Here is a 20,952-nt window from a genome sequence, read left to right on the forward strand (position 1 = left end):
CATCCATCTCACGCCACGTGAGACAAGCTCTCAGTCAACACTATCGGTGACTACGGCCAGGCAATCCTCGGCAACTCGGACATCTGGTCAGGTCTGTTCGAGACAGGTGCCGGTATCTTCGGCGTCGGGGGAGGCGCCTCGCTCGATGTCGCAGGCGGGGGCCTGTGTCTGACCATCATCGGCTGTCTTGAGGGAGCTCCGGCGCTCGTCGCCGGTACCGGGATAGCGGGCGCGGAGATCTACGGAATCACCGACGGCATCAGCCGGTTCAGCAACGGCCTCGGCCAGGCACTACGCGAGGCCGATTCGAATGGCCGCGGCGGTTCGCTCGGTTCCGACAAGTACTGGCCCAACGGCAAGGCGTCCGACGTCTGCGGAATCGAGCGCAGCACCGGTTGCGAACAAGTGGCGGAATCCATTCAGCAGAGCATCGGCGGAAACCGCATGCGTGTTACGGACCGCTACGGAGCGCCAACCCTCGGCAAGTACCGTGAGCAGGATTCTTTCTGGGGCCACCACGATGTCGTCGTCAAGGACGGCCGCGTATACGATGCCTGGACGGGGCCGGAAGGTGAGCCGCTGGACGAATATCGAGGGAAATTTTAATACGGCGACGACCTGGTATTCACCCCGCTCGACTAGAAAGGAATGGCGTGGAATTTCCCACCCGACTCCGAGACGCTCACAGAAGGCCTGGCGCTTACGGGCTCGACGGCTCGTACCTGAACTATGTAGCCTTCATCAACGGAGGTGACGCGGCAACAGATGGCGAACTGCTCCGAGGTTTCCGCCCATGGCTCGCGGAGAGGCTCGGACACGGTACGAACCTCGTCTGGTGGGCGCTTGTGCAGGAGATATACGCTGCCGAAGCCAATGTCCCGAGCGATGCCCGGTTGGCAAACGAGGATCTGTGCAACCTCTTGTTCAGCCTCCTGAGTGAGTACTTGGCTGGGGACGCGGCCTGAGGACGGCCCCACGACAGGCTGGCACCTGGTCCGCGTTGCCTGCGCGACGTCGAGTCGACGTGCAGTCCTGCCTGTCCTGAGGAGCGTCCACCCAAGGCAGTCACCCCAGGGGCGAACCCTCGCTCTCCCGCCATGGCTCCATACCGTAGGCCCGGACCACACATGGTCCGGGCCTACGCCGTACACGGTGGTGCTATGTCAAGCCCAGGATTGGCGAGACGGGGATATCACCGGACAGCACGACGGTCGGCCCACATGAACTTTGAATGCCTGGCTCCGAATCCCAAGCAGACCGCAGTGTGCATAGGCAGCCGCCCGGGACCAATCCCGCGTGCACAGGACCACGGCGGACGCATCCGCTGCGCGGCGGGACTCGGGCACCACTTTTGCAGCCTCAGGGACCACTGGTGGGCGGTGCTCCGAGTGTCACTCCCGGGGACCAAGCTCGCGTGCGCGGGGAGCACTTTGCCCTGATCAAAACGTTCTCGTGGTGGTCGGGACCAGCCCCGCGTGCGCGGGGACTACAGGCCGTGAGCTGGGCGTTTACGTGACCGGTGAATGGATATCCACTCCTTCCAAGGAAACGGAAAATTCACCCTCTCGGCCGTTGGGCCTGCTGACAGAGAGAACGCGAGCCCGTTTCCCTTCGCCGAATCTTCTCCACTCAGCACGCTAATTCCGTGCCCTGCTATGCCGCTTGCTTCGATCAGACCGTCATCTCGGCGGAATCTACGAATCAAAAACCCAGCCGCCCTGCGAGTCGAGCTCACGGCCGCAAGCCGTCAGCTACATCGTTATCTTGGCCAGGACTTCCAGCGCCCTCCACGGCTCGTCGGCCGGCACAGCGCCGTCCTGCACCATCCGGCCGATAGCCGCCCGCACAACGGCCGCCATCTCCACCGGCAGCTCCCGCACGCTGAACACCGTCTCCAGTGGCGCGGCCCCCTTCCTACTCGGCTCGCCTGTAGCGGCGTCGAACCAGCCCTCGGCCAGCTCGCCCAGGTGCCGCTCGAGCACCTCCAGGATCACGCCGAGCGCCGTCGCACGGTTGCCGATCTTGTACGCGGCCCGTGAGGTCTCCAGCGCATCGAGAACCGGCTCGTACTGCTCCAGCCCGGCCACCCACCGTTGATCCCCCGAAGCCGTCGACCGCGCAGCATCGAAGGCGGCCTCCGCTCGCTCCAGCTCATCGGGCAGGAACATCAGCTGCACGCTGGCGAAGTCGAGGTTGGCCTCGCCGAGGCTGGCGACGTCGACCTTCTCCAGCAGATCCAGGGTCTTGTCGTCCAGTCCCGTGTACTGGCGCCACTCCACCGGCTCCAGCTCGCCGTACAGCGCCTTGCGGAGAGCAGAAGTTCCGATGGTCGCCGCCCGCACGGCGGCCCGCGACACTGCGCCCGGCTGGCACTGTCCGGCGTGAACGGGACAGCCGATGCGCCCCGGGTGACCGTCCCGCCCAATGGTGCAACCACTCACTGAGCCTTTTCCAACCTCACGTTGAGGGCGTGATCAGCTGCGGTGTTCGGCGCTGCTGTCGGTGATCGCCCGGAACAGCTCGCGAGCCTGCTCGCAGAACTGCTCGACCTCCGTGATGTCCGGCTTGTCACCGTCAGCCAGCATCCGGGCCTGGAGCTGCTCGGAGCGCAGCCCGCCGTAGCGGGCCCTCACCTCAGCGGTCACCGGCTGGACCGCGATGTGCAGGTGCTTGCGCGCGTCGCGGCCGTGCGACCACATGCAGACGTAGGTCTGCTCGGGCTGGCACAGCGTCTCCACGACGCGAGCGGTATCGCGCAGCAGCGGGCCGAGTTCCGCCGCTGCCGTGTCGTCGAGTTCGGCGATGGCCACGACGTGGTCCCGCGGGCCGACGATCAAGGTGCCGAGATTCATCGCGCCGACGACGTGGTTCACCACCCAGGCAGCGGTCTCGCGCAGGACGCCCCCGGGCAACTCCCGGCGCCCGGTCAGAAGGTCACACCCAAGACACCCCGTTACATCCACGCGCACCAGCCTATACAGAGCCGGCAGCAATGAGGGCCGACGGCCAACTCGGCTGATGAATAACCGGTTGGACTGCGCACGCGATGAAGCTCCTGGTAGACGGGTTCACGACCGAGATCGCCCGTGCCGCCAGGAGCTTCATGTGCTTGTCTGCCCGTCTGCCCTCGACCTGTCCACCCGGCACCTGCGGTTTCTGAGCGACCAGTTGGCCGCGCATCGGGCGGCGTGCGGGACTCGGTGGCGCCGGCTGTCCGCCGGCCGCCAGGCCCTGCTGGTACTGGCGCACCTACGCCTGGGGCATACCTACGCGCAGCTCACGGCCGGGTTCGAGGTGGGCGTGAGCACGGCATACCGGTACATCACGGAAGCCGTCGCACTGCTCGCGGTGCGGGCGCCCGACCTCGCCACAGCGGTGACGGCAGCCTCGGCAAAGGCGTTCGTGATCCTGGACGGGACGCTGCTGCCGATCGACCGGATCGCCGCCGACCGGCCCTTCTATTCCGTTAAACACAAGAAACACGGCATGAACGTGCAGGTCATCGCCGATCCACACGGGAAGCTGCTGTGGGCCTCGCCCGCCCTGCCCGGCGCCGTGCACGACATCAAGGCCGCCCGAACCCACGGCATCATCGACGCCCTCACCGAGGCGGGCCTGACCTGCTGGGCGGACAAGGGCTACCAGGGCGCGGGCGGCACCGTGCGGGTGCCCTTCCGCGGCCGGTGGGACCGGCTCTCGGCAGGCCAACGCGCGGTCAACGCCGCACACACCCGCATCCGGGCCCTCGGCGAGCAGGCCATGGCGACCCTGACGACCTGGCGCCTGCTACGGAAGTCCCGCTGCAGCACCACCCGGATCACCAGTCACGTCCAAGCCGTCCTCACCCTCCACCTGACCTGCTCAAACTGAGGTTGGCAAAGGCTCACTGGCCCGCGGGAGCTGGACCGTCGCCCTCTGACAGACTGGGACTTCGTCGGCAGCATCGTTAATTGGCGTGAATGGTGAGGCGTCACCGGGCGAGCTGGGCTGACGCAGTCGTCAACGGATCTGCCAGGTATGTGGCGGGTGGACCCGTCTGCGGACCACTCGTCGGCTGTCGGGACATGAGGATCTCAACCCGGTACTGATCGGGATGCGAGCGCATGTGAGACCAGTCTGCTCCGGGGCACAACTCGTCGACCGTCAGGGATGAGGTGTAGGGATGCCGACCGATGGGCCGCATCTCAGCAGGGCTTCCGTCAACAGCGCCGGATTTCAGGGGCTTCTGGCGCCCGACGACGTGGCCCGCCTCCGTCAGGAGGATGGTCGGTGGAGTGGGCGACACCGGGTATGTAAGCACTTCCGTGGGGTTCGCCGAGTCGATCTTGAAGGTGGCGGTAATACGGTTGTCCGAGAACTCGGTCTTGGTGATGGCGAGCCGTACCGGATCACCCAAGGTAGAGGCGGCAACGGGCGGGGCGATGCCGCTTCCGCAGGCGTAGGAGCGGTGCTGGAAGACTTGCGGAGCTGATGTGGTCTGCTGTTGCGGCGGTGTGGCGGCAGCCGGTTTCGTGCCGTGTGATGCGCATCCGGCCAGTCCAAAGGCGGCAGCTACGGCCACTGCCACGCACAACAGCCCGCGAACGCTTTGATCAGTCATGGCATCCCTTTCAGGAAAACACTCCTTAGACGCAGGAGTGGCCGCAAGGGTTCACGGCGGCCACCCCTGCGTCTGTCGCGTCAGGTGACGTTCTGCATCGACACACCCAAGGTGCTGAGGATGTCGGGAGCCTCAGTCCAGTAGATGGTCGAATGGTCTGTGTCACTGTTAGACGCGGATACGAGCCCGCGGGCTTGCCGTGCGGTGGAGCTTGCCACCGAGAACACCAACCCGCCGGAGTCTCCTTGTTCCAACGCCCAGCCCGATGACGCGACGCCCTCGACCCCACGGACCGAGTGCACGGAGCCGTCGTCCCATGCGAGGTTGTAGGTGACATCCTGGTTGGTGACCTTGATACCGCATGGGACGCCATGCCCGTCGTAGTAGGACCGGGCTCCGTCCTGGCAGACCGCTTGCCCGTTGTAGGAGTAGGCAGACGACGTGACCGGGTACCACTTTCCCGAGGGTGTATCCGCTTCGTCTTAGCTGACCCAGCCGTTGCCGGACCCAGCATCCACTAGTTCTGCGTCGAATTGCGATGTTTCCGCCGGTATAGCGCCATTGGCACTGCCTTCTACGTAACCGATGTGGTTGCCCGCCGTACCGTTGAAGGAGCCTACGGCGTCCCCTTCACCAGTGACGTTAGGGCCTGTCCGGCGGATCACGTGACTTCTCGCGCTTCGGCGCGTTGGCATGTCCATGGGGCGAGGGGATCTCACGAACGAGGAATGGGTCCGGCTCAAGCCACATCTGCCCAAGTCCGGGCTGCGCGGTGGGCGTTGGGCCAGTCACCGCAGGATCATCAACGGGATCCTGTACCGGAACCGGACTGGGGTGCCGTGGCGGGATCTGCCTGCGCGGTTCGGCAAGTGGAAGACCGTGTACGAGAGGCACAGACGCTGGTCGGCGGACGGCACGTGGGACAAGATCTATGCGGCCGTCCTGGCTGACGCGGATGCCCAGGGCCGCATCGACTGGTCCATGGTGAGCGTGGACTCCACCACCTGCCGGGCCCACCAGCACGCCGCCGGAGCACGCAAGAAACCACCGCGGGTGCCGGGAAAAGACGCACGCCCCGGCAGCACCGCCTCGACGAGGGACTCGGACGCTCCCGGGGCGGCCTCACCTGCAAGATTCACCTCGCCGGAGAAGGCGGACGCCGTCCCCTGGCCTTGCTGATCACCCCAGGCCAGTGGGGCGACGCCCCTCAACTCATCCCCGTCATGGAACGCATCCGCGTCGGCCGGCTCAGCGGCGGACGCCCCCGCACGCGACCTGACCACCTCGGCGGCGACAAGGCCTATTCCTCCCGGCGTAACCGCCAATACCTGCGCAGACGGCAGATCAAGCACACCATCCCCGAGCCGAAGAACCAGCGGGCCAATCGCCAACGCCGCGGCAGCAAGGGCGGACGGCCCACCGGCTTCGACAAAACGATCTACAAGCGCAGAAACGAAGTCGAGCGCACGATCAACGCCCTCAAGAACTTCCGGGCCGTTGCCACGAGGTTCGACAAGCGTGTCTACGTCTTCCAGGGCACCGTGACCGTCGCAGCGATCCGGCTCTGGCTCCGGGGGTAGATCCATTATCCCGGTGCGGTGAGGCGCCTGTCACCGTTCTCCGGAATGATCTTTACATCCGATTTGCACCTCTAGGCTTGCGGGCGGACACAAAGCACGGATCTGACCTGGGAGTTGAGAGTGGTGCACGACGTTGCCGCGCTGACAGCGGAACTCACGGATATGGCTGCGGCCGATCACCAGTTGGCAGTCCGCGCGAACAGCGACGAGCCCGCCGAGCAGCTGGCCTGGCGGCGGCTGACCGCCCGGCACGGTGACCGGCTCAACGAGATCATGGACGAGTACGGCTGGCCGACGGCGGAACTGGTCGGCGAGGAGGCCGCACGCGCGGCATGGCTCATCGCTCAGCACGCCGACCGGCAGCTCGACGTTCAGCGTCGCGCCCTCCAGCTGATGCAGCAGGCGGTGTCGGCAGGCTCGGCCAGCCCGCGCGAGCTGGCCTTCCTGCGCGACCGCACGCTGGTCAATGAGGGTCGCGAGCAGGTCTACGGAACTCAGATCGCCGGCGTGAAGGACGGCGCGCCGGTTCCGTGGCCCTGTGAAGAGCCCGAGCGCATGGACGAACTTCGTGCGGAAGTCGGCATCGAGCCCTTCGGCGAGTACGTCGCCCAGTTCTCCATGGCCTGACGCCCCCTTCCCGGTCGCGTCCGGTGGATCACTGCCCGGGCTCACCTGCCGCGGGCAATGATCCGCCGGACAGGCCCTAGTACTCCAGTTGCAGTTCGCTATTCCTGCTGGTCAGGGACGTGTTCGTGAGTGTACTTGGCTGATGTGCCGTCAGGTGGCGGGAGTTCGTGACTTCGGGTGCGGCGGCGGTAGTGACAGCGGCGCGCGGTGGCCTGGTGACGGCGGCGCCAGCGAGACCAGTTCAGTGCGTGGCGTGTGCGCCGGATGTGTGTCAGCGTGGGGCGGCCAGTTGCCAGGAGTCGCCGGATTTCCGCCACCGTGAGCGGGGCGAGATCGCCGGAACCGATTCTGCGGCCCCCCTTTCCGCTTCCGCCCCCGCGGTGGCGGCCATGGCGGCGAGGAAGGCATGGGCGAGCATGGCCAGGGTGATGTGCCGGTACCAGCCCGGATACCGGCGGACTTCGTACTGATCCAGGCCGCACTCGTTCTTCGCGGCCTGGAAAGCCTCCTCGATCGCCCAGCGCGTCCCGGCGATCCGTACCAGCTCGGCGATGCCGGTGCCTGCCGGTGCATAGGCGAGGTAGTAGGCGATCTCGTCCGGGCGGGCCAGGCTGCGGCGGGCCAGCACCCACCGGTCGTGGGCGGGCGCATCGCCGTCGAAGTCGTCGATCGCGGGTAGCCTCGCTGCCGCCCAGTCGTAGACGCGCGGCCCTTTCGCGCCGGCTCCGCAGGAGTGGCGTTCCCAGGCATCCTCGGGTGCCTGGGTGATGGCGAAGTCGATGCGGCCGATGGCGTGCACGTGCTGGGACTTCGGCACGGCCAGGACGTAGCCGACGCCGGCCTCCTCCAGCATGCGGCGCAGCCGCCACTCCTGGCCGTAGGCCGAGTCTGTGGTCACCCAGGCGATCGGCAGCGGCGAGGCCAGGGCCCGCATGATGACGGCCTTCGCGAGATCGCCCTTGGTGGTGAACTCACGCTCGTCGGGAATCTTCGCCTCTGCGCAGCGGTCCGGATCGGAGGTCCAGGACTTCGGCAGATACAGCTCCCGGTCCACCAGTGCGCGGCCCCTGCAGGAGGCGTAGGCGGCGAACACGCCAATCTGGCAGTTCTCCGTGCGGCCCGCAGTGCCGGAGTACTGCCGCTGCACCCCGGCTGAGACGGTGCCCTTCTTGATGAACCCGGTGTCGTCGATGATCAGCACCCCGGCCGTGTCCCCGACTTTCTCGGCAACGTATTCCTGCAGGTCATCGCGGACCTCGTCGGGGTTCCAACAAGCCCGGCTCAGCAGATGCTGCAACCCTGCGGGGGTGTGGTGACCGGCATGCTCGGCCAGCTGCCAGCTGTTCTTCCGGCCCACCGGTCCGAGCAGGCCGTGCACATAGGCCCGCATACGCCGCCGAAGATCCACCCGCCCGAAGCGGTGACCGATCCGCACCAGCAGCTCTTCCAGTTCCGCCGACCAGACATCGGGCCGCACATCATCTTGCACGACAAAAACAACGGCCCGCCGCACCCGAAGTCACGAACTCCCGCCACCTGACGGCACATCAGCCAAGTACACTCACGAACACGTCCCTGACCAGCAGGAATAGCGAACTGCAACTGGAGTACTAGCGGTGGTGTACCCGGCCGACACTGATCATGGGTGACAAGGCTGTGAGACAGCCAAGAACGCCCAGGTCACGCAAGATCGACGTGTCACGAACAGCGAGACCCTACAGAAGTGTTGGGTCTTACGGCTGATGCCGCAATCGCACGAGCCGTGTCGTACCGATGCCGCATACGACATCGCCGTGAGACTAGCGCGTGGGTGGGTGTTGCTGCCCTGGGTGTGTGGTGCTCGACGAGCTCCGGTTGGACTCGACGCGTTTCAGCGGTCCATCCGTCTGTGGTGACGGATCTTGTTGCCGTTCCTCTGTGGGCTGATCAGCCCACTCCATGGCTTGGGTGGCGCACAGAGCCGGCGAGCACGAGATATACGGAGGTATCAGTGAAGGCAATCGTCGCGACGGATCCGGCCGCGGAAGCAGCCGGGATCACACTCGCGGAGCGGCCTGAGCCGACGCCGGCGATCAACGACGTCGTCGTTGAAGTCCATGCGTCGGGCTTCGTCCCCGCGGAGTGGGAGTGGCCCTCGACGTGGGTCGATCGCGCCGGTCGCGATCGAGCCCAGGCGATCATCGGCCACGAGTTCGCCGGAGTGGTCACCTCCCTCGGCTACGGCACGACGGGGCTCTCGCTGGGACAGCGAGTGTTCGGGATCACGGACTGGCACCGCGATGGAACCCTGGCCGAGTACGCGGCCGTGGAGGCACGCAACCTGGCACCACTGCCGGGGAACGTCGACTTCACGGTGGGTGCGAGCCTGCCGATCTCCGGCCTGACCGCGTGGCAGGGTCTGTTCCAGCACGGTCGTCTTCAGGCGGGGCAGAGCGTCCTCGCACACGGCGCCGCCGGCGCAGTCGGGTCTGTGGTTACGCAGCTCGCCCGGGAGTTCGGCGCCTACGTCATCGGTACCGGGCGGGCGGCGGACCGCCAGGCGGCGCTCGACTTCGGCGCGAACGAGTTCCTCGACGTCGCCACCGAGGATCTCGACGACATCGGCGGGGTCGACGTGGTCTTCGATGTCATCGGCGCTGACATCCAAAGGCGCTCGGCGAGAATCATCCGGCCTGGCGGGACGCTGGTGTCGGTGGTCGGGCCTGTTGAGGCTCGCCCTGTCGACGGCTTGGCGGTCGACTTCGTCGTCGAGTCCGTTCCGAGTCAGCTGGTGGAGATCGTCGACCGGGTGCGGGACGGGCGCCTTCGCACGCACATCGGAACCGTCGCGACCCTCGACGACGCCGTCCCTGCGCTCAACCCGACCGAGCGGCGCAAGGGCAAGACCGTCATTCGCGTGCGCCACTGAGCGCCCTGGAATGGGCCAACAGCGGTGGTGGGCTGGACAACCGCTGACCTGCCTGGTGTCGGACGAGGAAATGCCACGGACTTGAGACTGATCATGGTGACACGGCCGCGAGACAACCAAGAAAGCCCAGGTCGCAAAATATCGACATGTCGGACGCGGCGAGCCCCTACACCATCAGACTACGGACGGCTCCGGTGTCCCGCATGCGCGCTGCCGCCGCGCGCCGCACCCTGGCAGCATGACCGAGATGCCCAAGGTCGTCGTCTACCCGCCGGCCGACGACGGCGGCAGACGCGTCCGCGTCGGCAGCCGGTTCGTCGGCATGGCGTACACGCTGTACGACGTCGTCGAGTTCCTGAACCGATCCGGTGCCGAAGACGTCGAGCCGGAGGACGTGGCGAGCGCGGACTGGGTGAAGTGGCGGGGCGCCGGGCCGGACGCGTGGGCGCCGCCCGGGCCGTGACACGTTCAAGCACCGCCACACGCAGCCCGGCTCCTGACGACCGCGGCTGTGCCGTCAGCCCTACGCGGCGGCGGTGCCGATGGGCGTGGAGGGCGTCGATGTAGCTGGCCGGGGCTGGGTATCTCGCATGCCCAGAGGCTGCCGGAGACGAGGAAGAGCGCGCCGACCGTCTTGCTCACCACGGCAGGAAACACACTGCCGAACGATCCCGCCCATGACCTCGGGTTTCACGCAACTGCGGACAGAGCCTCGAAATCGGCCAGAGGTACTGGCCGCGTCAGTTCGGTGACTATGCGACTACTGTAACGGGGCTGGACGGGGGTGCATCGGCCCGACGGGCCGATGCGTCCGGTTGTCTGCCACAGTCGGTCGGTCAGACGGCCGCGGTGTGGACGATGTTGGTCCAGTTGCCGAGATTGTTCGTGGCGTCGATCGTCACGCGGGCCATGTAGTTCGGCCCGCCCGACGTGTTCGGGCCGTCGTAATAGTAGCCCGTGCCGTTGTCGCCGGGCAGTCCGCTGTGGTATCCGGAGATGGCGTACCAGGAGTGGCCGCCGTCAGTCGAACGCTCCAGCACGAACCGGCAGGTCCAGCCCGGGCTTACGTCGAGCGTGTCGTCCACGAAGCTGACGCCGGCGGCGTAGTCGTGCTGGGTGCCGTTGTAGTTGTGCTGGATCACGAGGTATCCGGAGCAACCGTTTGTGCTGGCCGGGTAGCTGTCGTACCCCGAGGCAGCCTGGGCTGCCGTGGATGAAGCGGCCGCCGCGACGGTGAGCAGGGCCGCGGCGCCCAGGGCGGTCCCGATGCGGGCGAGCTTCTTGCTGCTCGAGAAGTTCATCGTTGTCTCCGGTTCAGAGTTGATCGTCGAGTGCGGCCAGGGCTGCACCGGGGCTGCAAGGAAAACTGCGCCCCGCTGTCGGGACTTGGGCCATGTGCTTCTGCGACCGTCCTGGCGCTGCCAGGGCGGCTCTGCGAGTGACCTTGATTGCCCCGAGATGGATCATTCAGGTACTGCTGGCCGCCCACCAGGGCCTGCCAGCAGCGTGTGACAATCTGTCTCCGCGCAGGGTTCGTGAACTGCGCTTTGGGATGCCGACTCCGGAATCTGGAGACGCACAGGGGTTTCGGGGGATGACCTTGCCGTACCGCGCTGCCCGAGGCGCTGAGCTCGACCCTGAAGCAGTTGATCGGCGAGCTGCGCGCGCAGAAGGACGCTCACCGGCTGTCGTTCCAGGAGCTGGGACGCCTGACCCACTTCAGCCGCGCCTCGTGGGAACGCTGGCTGAACGGCAAGCGCCCGGTGACCGGGAGGCGCTGGAGAGTCTGATCGCCGCGCTCGGAGCCGACGCCACCCGGCAGCTGCAGCTGCTAGGGGACCTCGACCTGTCGGCCGCTCACGACGATCGGCAACCGGCCGACGCGGACAGCGCAGCCTCCCGGGCGCCGGCACCGGCACCCGCGCCGGCGGTCAGCCCGGCACAGTTGCCCGCGGTGGTCACCGACTTCACCGGCCGGAGCGAGCAACTGCGCGAGCTGGCCGAGCTGCTGACCGGCAACGCCGGCTTCCCGGGCGAGGTGCCGATCGCCGCCGTCACCGGGCCCGGCGGCCTGGGCAAGACCGCACTGGCCGTGCAAACCGGCCACCTGGTGGCCCACCACTTCCCCGACGGCCAGCTCTACACCGACCTGGGCGGAGCCGACCCGACACCGCAGTCGGCGGCGGACGTGCTGGGCGGATGGCTGCGGGCACTGGGCGAAGCGGCGGGCAGCATGCCATCCCGGCCGGAGGAGCTGGCGGCGCGTTTCCGTACCCTGCTGGCCGGGCGCAGGGTGTTGGTGGTACTGGACAACGCCGCCTTCGCCGCGCAGATACGCCCGCTGATCCCCGGCACCAACGGCTGCGCCGTCCTGGTGACCGCCCGTACCCGCCTCAGCGACCTGCTCGGCGCCCACCACCTGCCGCTCACCGCCCTGGACGAGGGCGAATTACGCCGGCTGCTCACCACCGTCATCGGAGAGCGACGCACGACCGCCGAACCCGAGGCGCTCCAGCGGGTGCTGGCCGGCTGCGCCGGTTGCCGCTCGCCCTGCGGATCGCCGCCGCCCGCCTGGCCAATCGCACCGCCTGGAAGATCGCCACCCTGGCCGACCGCCTCGATGACGAACGTCACCGCCTCGACGAACTCGCCGTCGGCGATCTGGCCATCCGTGCGGCCTTCCAGGCCAGCTACAGCGCCCTGCCCGGCTCCGGCCCGCGCACCGCCGAGCAGGACGACAAACCGACGGAGGTGTCCGCGGCGCAGGCCTTCCGCCTCCTGGGCCTGTTCCCCGGTAGCCGCTTCACCGCCCATGCCGCCGCCGCTCTCCTGGACGTCTCCCTCCGGCGTGCGGAGGACGTGCTCGACACCCTCGTCGAGGCCCACCTCCTCGAAGCCGACAGCCACGACCGCTACCGACTGCACGACCTGCTGCGGACCTACGCGGCCGAACTCACCCACCAGGCCGAGACCGGCACCCAGCGGCGCGCGGCCCGCGAACGGGTGACCGCCTGGTACCTGTACGCCTGCCAGCAGACGCAGCGAGACACAGGCCAGGAATATGTGGCCCTCGACATCAGCACGGTCGCGCGCCCGGAGCCGGCCATCGCCTTTGCCGATCGCGACACCGCGCTGGCCTGGTTGGACGCCGAGCAGCCCACCCTCCTTGCCGTCACGCGTCTCGCCGCCGACCTGGGCCTCGGCCCGACCACCTGGCTGCTGTCCCGCCACGTCCTCAACTACTACCTCCTACGCGCGCTGTGGCGGGACGCGGTGGAGATGTCACAGTTGGCGGTGGCTGCCGCCCGCGCGCACGGTGCCACGGAGGTCCTGCCCAGGGCGCTGGCGGGCATCAGCATGCCGTACGCCAAACTCGGCCTGCTGGATGAGGCCGTCCAAGTGTGCCGCGAAGCCTTCGAGACCGCCGAACAGCTCGAGCTGACCCGGGACGCCGGCTACAGCGCGCTCCTGCTCGCCGACGCGCTGGGACACAACGGCCGCTTCGATGAGGCCGAACCCTGGTACCACCGGGGAATCGAGCGCTACCGCGCCGCCGGCGCCTCCCGTGAGCTCGGCCGGGCGCTGAACAACACGGCATGGGCCTTCGTCGAGGCCGGCCGGTACGAGGCCGCCCTCCCCCTGGCCATCGAATCCCTCGAACTGATCCGCACCACCGGGAACCACCTGGCCCTCGGACGGACACTCGACACCCTCGGCATCGCCTACCTCGAGCTCGGCCGCCTCGACGAGGCACTCGACACCCTCCACGCGGCCGTTGACGCCTACGTCAAGGCCGACAGCCGGTTCCTGGGCGCCGACGCACTGGACCACTACGCCGACACCCTCGCCACCGCCCACCGCCACAAGGAAGCCCAAGCCGCCTGGAACAAAGCCGCCCACTGGTTCGACACCACCGACCAGCCCCGGGCCATCACCATCCGCGCCAAGGCCCGGCAAGCAGCGGCAACAGGCCCTCTGAGGCATCCAGCCACGCCCTGAAGGCCACCCGCCTGAACCGACACCGTGACCGGCACCACCGGCACACCCCAGCCAGCGCCGACGGTCTCGGTGTCGATCGTCGCCACGCGAGCAGAACCCCGACCGCCGCACCATGATCGAGGAAATGGGCAGACGATGGCGCGACCAGTAACTCCGCCAGCGCTCCCGTTCTTCAAGATTCCCGACGGCGTCAGGCAGTCAGGCCAGTGGCAACTGGCCGAGACGGCGACCGTGGCCGGTGTGCTCCTCCAGCAGAGCGGCCACATCCGGATCCCTCGTGAAGACGTGTCCGTCCCAGTAGGCCGGGACGGACACGGGCATGAGGCGCACCTCGGTGCCATGGGCGCGCGCGGCGTCGAAAAGGGTCTGCAGCATCTGCACGCCCGCCAGGCCCAGCGCGCCGAGGCGGGCGTGCCACGTCTGGGTTGCCGGGTCGTAGCAGGCGATCGGGCGTAGCCTGTCGAGTTGCTCGTGCCATTGAGGATCGGCGGCCGGTGCGGTCCGGATGGCGGCCTCCAACACCCATGCGTTGAGACCGGAGTTCGGCGAACTGGTCATGCCAGGACGGTAGACGTCACCGCCTCGCCCGGTCAGGTGAATTCGGAGCCGGGTCACAACCTCGCCCGTGCACGGATCCAACCGGTCCAAGGGCGACCAGTCCCCCGACCAGTGGGCACCGCCTAACAAGGACTACTGGTGCACGTACGCGCGGGCCTGGACCGACGTGAAGTACGGGTACGGACTGAGCATCACAGAACCTGAGAAGACAAAGCTCGAAAAGATGCCCAAAACCTGCGACTGACGGCTCACGTCCAGCGCACCGCCTTCCGCGCTGCCCGCCGGGCACTCGGCACGTTCAGGATAGCGACGGTCCACGAAGTCCCCGCAGGGACGACGGGCGTGCCCCTGCCCGCGATCGAACACCTCATCACAACATGGACACACAGGCTCCATACAATCCCCGCACAGTCCACTATCACCGCATGACCCGAACCCTCACCGCCGCCGGTGCCGTCATCCTCCTTGCCACGCTCACCGCGTGCGGCAGCAGTTCGTCCGGCAGCTCGGACTCCGGCGACAAGGCCGACATCGCGGCCGGCGCGAGCAAGGTCACCGCAAGCAGCGCGTTCACGCAGATCTCCAGCAAGGTGACCTCTGCGAAGGTGTCCGGCGAGGTAACCGCAGACAGCGACCCGAACCATCTGCTCGGCAGGCCCAACCAGTACACAAGCAAGATCACCTTCAGTGACAGTCGGATCAAAGCGGCCGACGTCGCAGCCACGCAGGCCGGCGACGTCGACCGCGGAGGCGCCGTCGAAGTCTTCGCAACCGCCGGGGACGCGCAGAATCGCGAGAAGTACATCCAGGCCGTCACGAAGAGCCTGCCGGCGCTCGCCGAGTACGACTACCTGCAGGGCACCGTGCTCGTACGCGTCTCCCACTACCTGACCCCGGCGCAGGCCACCGCCTACCAGTCGGCCGTCGACTCACTGAGCTGAGAACGGCCATGCAACGAACCCACACCGCCATCGCTCTCGTCCTGCTCGGCAGCGTCACCGCCTGCGGCCCGTCGGACAGGCCCAAGGCCACGCCCGTACACCCCGCCGCGAGCAGCAGCCCCACGAAAGCCGCCAACAGCCCAACGCCAGCGAAGAAAGCCCCACCGCACAAGCCCGCAAGCAGGCCCGCCGCGGGTCTACGCCGGGGCGCCGGACGCTCCCGGGCGGAGGATCTCCGACGGAGTACGGCCAGCGAGGGTTCGCGCCGTGCGGGTGAGGTGTGCCTGGTCGGCGAAGCCCGCGAAAGCAGCCGCGGCGGCCGCGGACCCAGCCGGTAGTTCGGTCATGGCGGTGCGCAGCATGGCCCACAGGCGTAGCCGCGGGAGCGGGATACCCACCCAGTCTCGGACGAGGGTGCGCAACCGCGGCTGGGAGAGCCCGACCTGGGCGGCGGCCGCGCCGATCGTGGCGGTGGTCCCGGGGCGTGTGATCTCCCGCACCGCGTGGGCGACCCTGGAATCGAGCGGGGCGCCCGCTCCGGCGAGGGTCGCGAGCTCGGCACGGGCCGCCTGCAGGTCGGCGCCGGGGCCGGGATGGCCGAGGGCCGCGAGTACGCGGTGGGTCGCCGTCTCGTTCAGGACGGTCGGGCCGGTGCTGAGCGCCAGCTCCCACGGGTCCAGGAAGAGGGCGACGTAGGCCGACGATACGGCGCAGGTGTGTGCCAGATGCGGCGGCACGATCACGCCGACCGCGGCGACGGTGCGGTTGCCGCCGTAGCCGACCTCGACACCGCCGCCGAGCGCGAGCACGATCTTCCACGCTGGGTGCGAGTGGGGGCGTACCCGAAAGGCGCCGGACTCGGCGAACATCGTCGCCGCCGGGCCGGACGCGAAGTGGAGGCGGCGATCGTTTCGTTCAAGCGTCCACGCCCGGGTCGGCGGCACTGTCATGCCATGAACTCTATAATGGCAGTCGCCTTGGCGGCCTTCCTGATTGTCAACGGTATCGCGCACTTCGTGCGCCCTGACTACGTCCGCCGGTTGGTCCCTTGCTGGCTGGGTCGCGCACGACTGCTCGTCGCTGCAAGCGGGGTTGCGCTGATCACCGACAGTGTTCTCCTCCTCGCGCCGCGGAGCCGAGCGGCGGGCGGGTGGATCGCCGCGGCGATGATCTCGGTCTTCGTCGTCGCGCATGTCGATGGGCTGGCCCGGGTAGTGGCTGAGCGGCCACACCGTGCTCGCGGGTTGGTGAGCGCAACCGTCAAGGTGCTGCTCAACTTTGCCTACGTCGGTTGGGCCGTCGCTGTCGCGACGACGGTTTGAGCCTGGCCACCGGGGAATTCGCGTGATCGTCGCTACTGGCCCACTTTCAGCCGTCGCCGACACACCCTCGCGACCACCACCCTGATGACCTGTCGGCTCACCCGGCAAACCATCCACCCCACCGCTGCTGCACCCCGGCCGGTGGCAGCCGTTCAAGCCGCGTGGTCCGTAGCCGACGTCGGGTTCCAGAGTTCCGCAGCGCCGCCATGAGTCGCTGATGGGACGTGTGTGAGATGTGGCCATGGCGACTGGTGTCCCCGTATGCCTGGAAGCCAGGCCCTGAGCTCGTTAGGCCGAGAGCCGAGGACGCGCGAAGACACGGTCCGATACGGGTTGGTCCGGACAGCGCCGCAGGGCGCCGAACACCTCACTTCGCAGGCAGTCTCAAGCGTGCGACTGCGAATGCCGGTTGTGACCTGTGGGTCCCTTTCTCTGTCATTGCGTGAGGAGGGGGCGGCTGGCATGCCGTATCCACATGTGGTCATCATCGGCGCGGGGCTGGGTGGGCTCTGCCTGGCGCAGGGCCTGCATCAAAGGGGCATCAGTTTCTCGGTGCACGAACAAGACATTTCACTGAAGTCGCGTCAGCAGGGCTGTCGCATCCACATTGATACCCACGGGGATAGTGCCCTGGTAGACGTACTGCCGCCGGAGCTGTACCGGTTGTTCCGGGTCACGTCCGGGGTACCGCAGCAGCGCACCCCCGTATTCGACGACCAGCTACGGCAGTTGACCGTACTTGCCGGGGATGGTGGCACTCATCTCGCGGTCGACCGGCTGGCCCTGCGGCGGATCCTGCTGACTGGTGTGGAGGACGCCGTCAGGTACGGGCAAGGTTCACCCACTACCGGCTGAAGGCAAACGGGCAGGTCACGGCCTGCTTCACTGACGGAAGCGCGGCATGCGGGGATGTGCTCGTGGCCGCGGACGGGGTGAATTCGCCGGTGCGCCGCACGTATCTGCCGCATGCGAGGACAGCGGACACCGGGCTGCGGCAGCTGTACGGAAAGGTGCCGCTGACGAAGGCGAGCAGGTCGCTCGGCTCAAAATCCTGCAGCCCGTGATGGGAGTCCCGATCACCGTGCGTCCCTAGCGTCACGGGCGCAGGCTCCGAAACCATCCAGGGCCTGGATCTGCGACTCGGGCGGGTTGTGGTACAGGCCGACGACCTCGACGACCATCGCGACGAACTGCGGGTCGGTGGAGAGCTCGAAGGCATCTGGCAGGTGCGGCTTGAGGTCGAACCGCTTCCAGATCCTGCCGATGGTGGACTTCGACAGCCCGGTCCGGGCCGCCATGGAAGCCCGCGACCAGTGCGTGTCCTGGCCCGGAGTGGATTCCAGCGTCGCGGCGATGACGTCCTCGACCTGGTCGAGCAGGATAGACGGCGGCCGCCCCGGCCGCGGCTCGTCGACCAGCCTGCCCAGTCGCTGTTTGACGAACCGGGGCCGCCAGCGGCTCACCGACTGCCCGCGCGCCCCGAGCTCCGCCGCCACCTGCTTGTTCGTCCCGCCCTCCGCGCACCGCAGCACGATCCTCGCCCGCAGGGCCAGGAACTGCGCGGTCTTCGCCCGCCTCGCCCAACGCGCCCGGCCGCAGGGTCTGTTCACACCAACCGACCGCCAAATTGAGCAGGAGGCCGAGCAGGGCAGCGGCGGCCAACAGAGCATCGATCAGGGGGGACCCGGCCTTCGGTCCGCAGCACTGGGTCGTCCACCGCGGCCCCATGCGAGCCTTGCCGAACGCGAGAGCGAATATCACCGCTGCCGTAACGGCCGTCCATCCAATGCCGAGCGGCGAGTGATGCGGGCGGAATCCGGTGGCAAGTCTGCCTGGCGCACGTTCCCCTCGTGGGTGATGGTGGTAGGGAGGCTTGCTGTCGTGCGGTTCATGGCCGAGCGGGCCAGCTCGCGCAGCGCGGAGTTCCATGGCACGCATGCGGTGCTGGTCCCACAGCCCCAGGCTGCCACCGCCTCCTGAAGGGATCAGCCATGTCGAACTTCACCCCATGCCTGGAGCGCAACCAGACTTTCGCGGCCTCCGGTGCCCAGGCCGACGTCCCCCGGGTCCCGTTCATCCCCTTCAAGCAGCTGTACCTGATCATCTGCATCGATCCGCGTGTGGAGCCCGCGGCTGTGCTGGGCGTCCGGCTCGGAGAAGCGATCGTCGCACGTAACGTCGGCGGCCGCGTGACGCCGGCGGTCATCAAGGACCTTGCCTGGATCGTGCACCTGCACGAGAACAAGACTCCCGGCGCGGACTGGTTCGAGATCGCCGTCATCCACCACACCGACTGCGGTTCTGGATTGCTCGCCGACGACGATCTGCGCGCCGGCTACGCCGCCCGCGGCGGCTGGGACGAACAGACCTCCTTGGAGATGGCCGTCCTGGAGCCGTCTAAGACAGTCCAGAAGGACGTCGCCAAGCTCCGCGCGGCACCCGAGCTCACGCCAGCCATCGGCAACATCAAGATCGGCGGCTACGCGTACGACCTCGGGACCGGAAAGGTCACCACCGTCGTGCAGCCCGGCTGAGCAGCACACGGGGTGAGTGTCCAACTACGTGACGGCGCCGGCACACACCGGCGGACGAGCACGGGCGCCAGCGGACCAGCAGCGCAGGTGATCAGCACACCAGCCAAAGGAACAGCCCCCACGCAAGTTGATTCGGAACGCAGAGGTCGCTCCATTAGCGTGCGCCACATGACCGGCGCCCCGGCCCGTCCCGAGTGCAGCCAGCCCATGAAGTTCGGCGGCTTCGTCCTCGTCAAAAGGGAGGGCGATGGCTGGCGGACCTGCCGGGCGCTGTGCAGGTGTACCGGTCGGCATGTTTGGTGGCGCTGGGCCGGCCGGCAGGAGGAGCCGTTGGAGGCCTGCCCGATGCCCGTGCTGTTCCGCTGACATCCAACGCCAGCGCCGCCAGCGCCGTACCCGCCGCGGCCGTCCCTGGTCAGCGAAGTCACGATCGGAGGCTCTGGGGGCACTCACCCATGGGAAGACCGAGCTCATCGAGGTCGTCCGCATCACCGACCCGTCAGACACCTCAGTTCTGAGGACCTGGCCGACGACACTGCCGCGATCTGGGAGGGAAACCAAGCCCAGCAGGCCCTGTCCCTGATCGCCGACCTACCAGGAAGTGAGCTGTACCGCTGCTTCCTCCCAGGCTGGGGAATCCGGGCGCACAGCTCCACCGATCAGCTCTCCGAGATCGCCTTCTGCTTCCGCTGTCGCGGTGCCCGTATCTGGGGGCCGGGTCTTCTTGTCGAACAACAAGGCCAGACCTTCGACGCGGAGAGCCCTGCCGCCCTTGAACGGCTCCACTGATTCCGCTCCTGCCTGCCGGACTGAGGTCTCTCAGCAGCTTGGGGTCGAAGAGGTCGCCGTGCCATAGCCGTGGCCAGATACCGGGGTCAGCAGCGGTCAACGACAGTGACTGGCGGGCGCATCTGTGCCCACCATTTCGCCCGCCGAAGCAGCAGGTCACCGGCCCGACTGTCAGCGACGCCTCAAAAGTGGTTCTGGATCACTGTCAGTGCCAGGGCCACGGAGGGTCACCGAACTGCGATCATGAACGGCCTCGCGCGGCGAGGAGGACCCGTTTGCGGAGCAGGTCGAAGTTGGCGCGGCCGAACATCTGGCGCTTCAGCATCTTGATCTTGTTGTTGTGGCCTTCGACGGCACCGGAGCCGCAGCGCAGGCTGAGGCCGGCGACGGCGGCGTCGTGGTCCTGGCCGAGGCCGGTCACGAAGGTGTGCAGGGCAGGCAGGTCGTCGGCCTGGACACTGGTGATCCACTGGTCCAGGTCCCGGCCCTTGCGGTTGTTCATGAGCTCGGCGAACGCGCGGACGTGGCCGGCGGTGCGGCCGAGTGAGGGGCAGCGGGCCAGGATCTCCTTGAGGCGCTGTGCCTGGTCGTCGGTGAGACGGTCGGGGTGGCGGGTGAGCCAGCTGGTCCCGCCCCGTACCGACGCTGCCTTGCGAGGCGGATCGAGGGGGAAGGCTTTGCGGAGCCGGGCCACGTATTTCTTCACCACGCGCTCGCCGCCGGTGTAGCCACGCTCGCGTACTTCCTCCAACAGGCGGCGGGCGATGGTGCAGCCCTCGGCCCATCGCTGGTGGAGGTGGGGCTTGTGGGGGTCGAGGATACTGGTGCGGCCGGTCCACCGCCCGACCAGGAGTTCGTCCGCGCTCGCCGCGTGGGCGAGGCGGCGGACGGTGTTGCGAGCCAGTCCGAGCTCACGGCCGATCGCTCGCAGCCCGACCCCCTTGTTGAGCAGGGTGTGGACGGCGGCGTGCTGTTCCCGGACCCGGTCGGACAGCCGCCCCGTTGTCCGCAGTGGCGGTGGCGAGAGCGGTTCGACCTCCTGCTCCTCCATGGCCGCGGCGGCTTCCGGCGCGGAGGAGTCGTGCGGTTCGCGT

The 20,952-nt window shown here is 67.8% G+C and carries 22 protein-coding genes and 1 pseudogene; 14 read left to right on the top strand and 9 right to left on the bottom strand.

Features of this window, described 5'->3' with window-relative positions:
* Positions 1-653 precede the first annotated feature (653 nt).
* Positions 654-965, top strand: a complete 312-nt coding sequence (locus BIV25_RS50625; protein ID WP_143076802.1) for a hypothetical protein — start codon at positions 654-656, stop codon at positions 963-965.
* A 786-nt stretch (positions 966-1,751) separates the two neighbouring features.
* On the opposite strand, the gene BIV25_RS42900 is transcribed toward BIV25_RS50625, so the two are convergent.
* Entirely contained in the window at positions 1,752-2,357 is a 606-nt protein-coding gene (locus tag BIV25_RS42900) for a hypothetical protein (protein ID WP_071378020.1), read from the bottom strand.
* Positions 2,358-2,474: 117 nt separating this feature from the next.
* Positions 2,475-2,912 carry a hypothetical protein gene (locus BIV25_RS42905; RefSeq protein ID WP_256257147.1) on the bottom strand — a complete coding sequence of 146 codons (438 nt, stop codon included), beginning with the start codon at positions 2,910-2,912 and terminating at the stop codon, positions 2,475-2,477.
* Positions 2,913-3,105: 193 nt separating this feature from the next.
* Between BIV25_RS42905 and BIV25_RS42910 the strand changes: the two genes are divergently transcribed.
* Positions 3,106-3,870, top strand: a complete 765-nt coding sequence (locus BIV25_RS42910) for an IS5/IS1182 family transposase (RefSeq protein WP_071378021.1) — start codon at positions 3,106-3,108, stop codon at positions 3,868-3,870.
* 100 nt (positions 3,871-3,970) lie between these two features.
* On the opposite strand, the gene BIV25_RS50630 is transcribed toward BIV25_RS42910, so the two are convergent.
* On the bottom strand, positions 3,971-4,600 hold the full coding sequence (locus BIV25_RS50630) for a hypothetical protein (RefSeq protein WP_143076803.1): 630 nt from the start codon (positions 4,598-4,600) through the stop codon (positions 3,971-3,973).
* A gap of 699 nt (positions 4,601-5,299) precedes the next feature.
* On the opposite strand from BIV25_RS50630, the gene BIV25_RS48630 reads away from it, so the two are divergent.
* A protein-coding gene (locus tag BIV25_RS48630; RefSeq protein ID WP_107486700.1) for an IS5 family transposase occupies positions 5,300-6,180 on the top strand; the annotation gives its coding sequence in 2 pieces (ribosomal slippage) (positions 5,300-5,660 and positions 5,660-6,180; 882 coding nt in all).
* 120 nt (positions 6,181-6,300) lie between these two features.
* Positions 6,301-6,807: a DUF6624 domain-containing protein gene (locus BIV25_RS42930; protein ID WP_071378024.1), complete on the top strand. Its 507-nt coding sequence runs from the start codon at positions 6,301-6,303 to the stop codon at positions 6,805-6,807.
* Between the two features lie 271 nt (positions 6,808-7,078).
* Here BIV25_RS42930 and BIV25_RS42935 read toward each other — a convergent pair whose 3' ends face one another.
* The gene (locus BIV25_RS42935) at positions 7,079-8,284 is read right to left on the bottom strand and encodes an IS701 family transposase (RefSeq protein ID WP_079177246.1); all 1,206 of its coding nucleotides are present in this window, start codon (positions 8,282-8,284) and stop codon (positions 7,079-7,081) included.
* A 513-nt stretch (positions 8,285-8,797) separates the two neighbouring features.
* Between BIV25_RS42935 and BIV25_RS42940 the strand changes: the two genes are divergently transcribed.
* Together BIV25_RS42940 and BIV25_RS42945 are read left to right on the top strand one after the other, a co-directional pair.
* Positions 8,798-9,715, top strand: a complete 918-nt coding sequence (locus BIV25_RS42940) for an NADP-dependent oxidoreductase (protein ID WP_071378026.1) — start codon at positions 8,798-8,800, stop codon at positions 9,713-9,715.
* A 238-nt stretch (positions 9,716-9,953) separates the two neighbouring features.
* On the top strand, positions 9,954-10,178 hold the full coding sequence (locus BIV25_RS42945; protein WP_071378027.1) for a hypothetical protein: 225 nt from the start codon (positions 9,954-9,956) through the stop codon (positions 10,176-10,178).
* 373 nt (positions 10,179-10,551) lie between these two features.
* Here the strand turns inward: BIV25_RS42945 and BIV25_RS42950 are convergent, their stop codons facing one another.
* Positions 10,552-11,016 (bottom strand): hypothetical protein, encoded by a 465-nt coding sequence (locus tag BIV25_RS42950; RefSeq protein WP_071378028.1) that lies wholly within the window; start codon positions 11,014-11,016, stop codon positions 10,552-10,554.
* A 345-nt stretch (positions 11,017-11,361) separates the two neighbouring features.
* Here BIV25_RS42950 and BIV25_RS49975 point away from each other — a divergent pair, with 345 nt between their 5' ends.
* The gene (locus BIV25_RS49975; RefSeq protein ID WP_177235631.1) at positions 11,362-11,505 is read left to right on the top strand and encodes a helix-turn-helix domain-containing protein; all 144 of its coding nucleotides are present in this window, start codon (positions 11,362-11,364) and stop codon (positions 11,503-11,505) included.
* Positions 11,506-12,253: 748 nt separating this feature from the next.
* On the top strand, positions 12,254-13,714 hold the full coding sequence (locus tag BIV25_RS49985; protein WP_071378030.1) for a tetratricopeptide repeat protein: 1,461 nt from the start codon (positions 12,254-12,256) through the stop codon (positions 13,712-13,714).
* A 198-nt stretch (positions 13,715-13,912) separates the two neighbouring features.
* Here BIV25_RS49985 and BIV25_RS42965 read toward each other — a convergent pair whose 3' ends face one another.
* A complete protein-coding gene (locus BIV25_RS42965) occupies positions 13,913-14,272 on the bottom strand; it encodes a hypothetical protein (RefSeq protein WP_071378031.1) in 360 nt (119 codons plus the stop codon).
* 76 nt (positions 14,273-14,348) lie between these two features.
* Here BIV25_RS42965 and BIV25_RS53805 point away from each other — a divergent pair.
* Together BIV25_RS53805 and BIV25_RS42975 are read left to right on the top strand one after the other, a co-directional pair.
* Positions 14,349-14,516, top strand: a pseudogene (locus BIV25_RS53805) (HNH endonuclease); the annotation flags it as partial.
* A gap of 181 nt (positions 14,517-14,697) precedes the next feature.
* Positions 14,698-15,213, top strand: a complete 516-nt coding sequence (locus BIV25_RS42975) for a hypothetical protein (RefSeq protein WP_071378033.1) — start codon at positions 14,698-14,700, stop codon at positions 15,211-15,213.
* Between the two features lie 197 nt (positions 15,214-15,410).
* Here BIV25_RS42975 and BIV25_RS42980 read toward each other — a convergent pair whose 3' ends face one another.
* Positions 15,411-16,163, bottom strand: a complete 753-nt coding sequence (locus BIV25_RS42980; protein WP_256257148.1) for a helix-turn-helix domain-containing protein — start codon at positions 16,161-16,163, stop codon at positions 15,411-15,413.
* A gap of 3 nt (positions 16,164-16,166) precedes the next feature.
* Here BIV25_RS42980 and BIV25_RS42985 point away from each other — a divergent pair, with 3 nt between their 5' ends.
* Both BIV25_RS42985 and BIV25_RS42990 read left to right on the top strand, forming a co-directional pair.
* Positions 16,167-16,535 carry a hypothetical protein gene (locus tag BIV25_RS42985; RefSeq protein ID WP_071378034.1) on the top strand — a complete coding sequence of 123 codons (369 nt, stop codon included), beginning with the start codon at positions 16,167-16,169 and terminating at the stop codon, positions 16,533-16,535.
* A gap of 462 nt (positions 16,536-16,997) precedes the next feature.
* The gene (locus BIV25_RS42990) at positions 16,998-17,390 is read left to right on the top strand and encodes a hypothetical protein (RefSeq protein WP_143076804.1); all 393 of its coding nucleotides are present in this window, start codon (positions 16,998-17,000) and stop codon (positions 17,388-17,390) included.
* Positions 17,391-17,611: 221 nt separating this feature from the next.
* On the opposite strand, the gene BIV25_RS42995 is transcribed toward BIV25_RS42990, so the two are convergent.
* Complete coding sequence (locus BIV25_RS42995) at positions 17,612-18,145, bottom strand: helix-turn-helix domain-containing protein (RefSeq protein WP_256257149.1); 534 nt, start codon at positions 18,143-18,145, stop codon at positions 17,612-17,614.
* A gap of 381 nt (positions 18,146-18,526) precedes the next feature.
* On the opposite strand from BIV25_RS42995, the gene BIV25_RS43005 reads away from it, so the two are divergent.
* Positions 18,527-19,069 carry a carbonic anhydrase gene (locus BIV25_RS43005; protein ID WP_071378037.1) on the top strand — a complete coding sequence of 181 codons (543 nt, stop codon included), beginning with the start codon at positions 18,527-18,529 and terminating at the stop codon, positions 19,067-19,069.
* Between the two features lie 168 nt (positions 19,070-19,237).
* Positions 19,238-19,435: a dehydrogenase gene (locus tag BIV25_RS43010; RefSeq protein ID WP_071378038.1), complete on the top strand. Its 198-nt coding sequence runs from the start codon at positions 19,238-19,240 to the stop codon at positions 19,433-19,435.
* A gap of 664 nt (positions 19,436-20,099) precedes the next feature.
* Here BIV25_RS43010 and BIV25_RS53810 read toward each other — a convergent pair.
* The gene (locus BIV25_RS53810) at positions 20,100-20,909 is read right to left on the bottom strand and encodes a transposase (protein WP_256257150.1); all 810 of its coding nucleotides are present in this window, start codon (positions 20,907-20,909) and stop codon (positions 20,100-20,102) included.
* Between the last annotated feature and the right edge of the window lie 43 nt (positions 20,910-20,952).

It is taken from the genome of Streptomyces sp. MUSC 14 (assembly GCF_001866675.1).
In the GTDB taxonomy this organism is placed as follows: Bacteria; Actinomycetota; Actinomycetes; order Streptomycetales; family Streptomycetaceae; genus Streptomyces.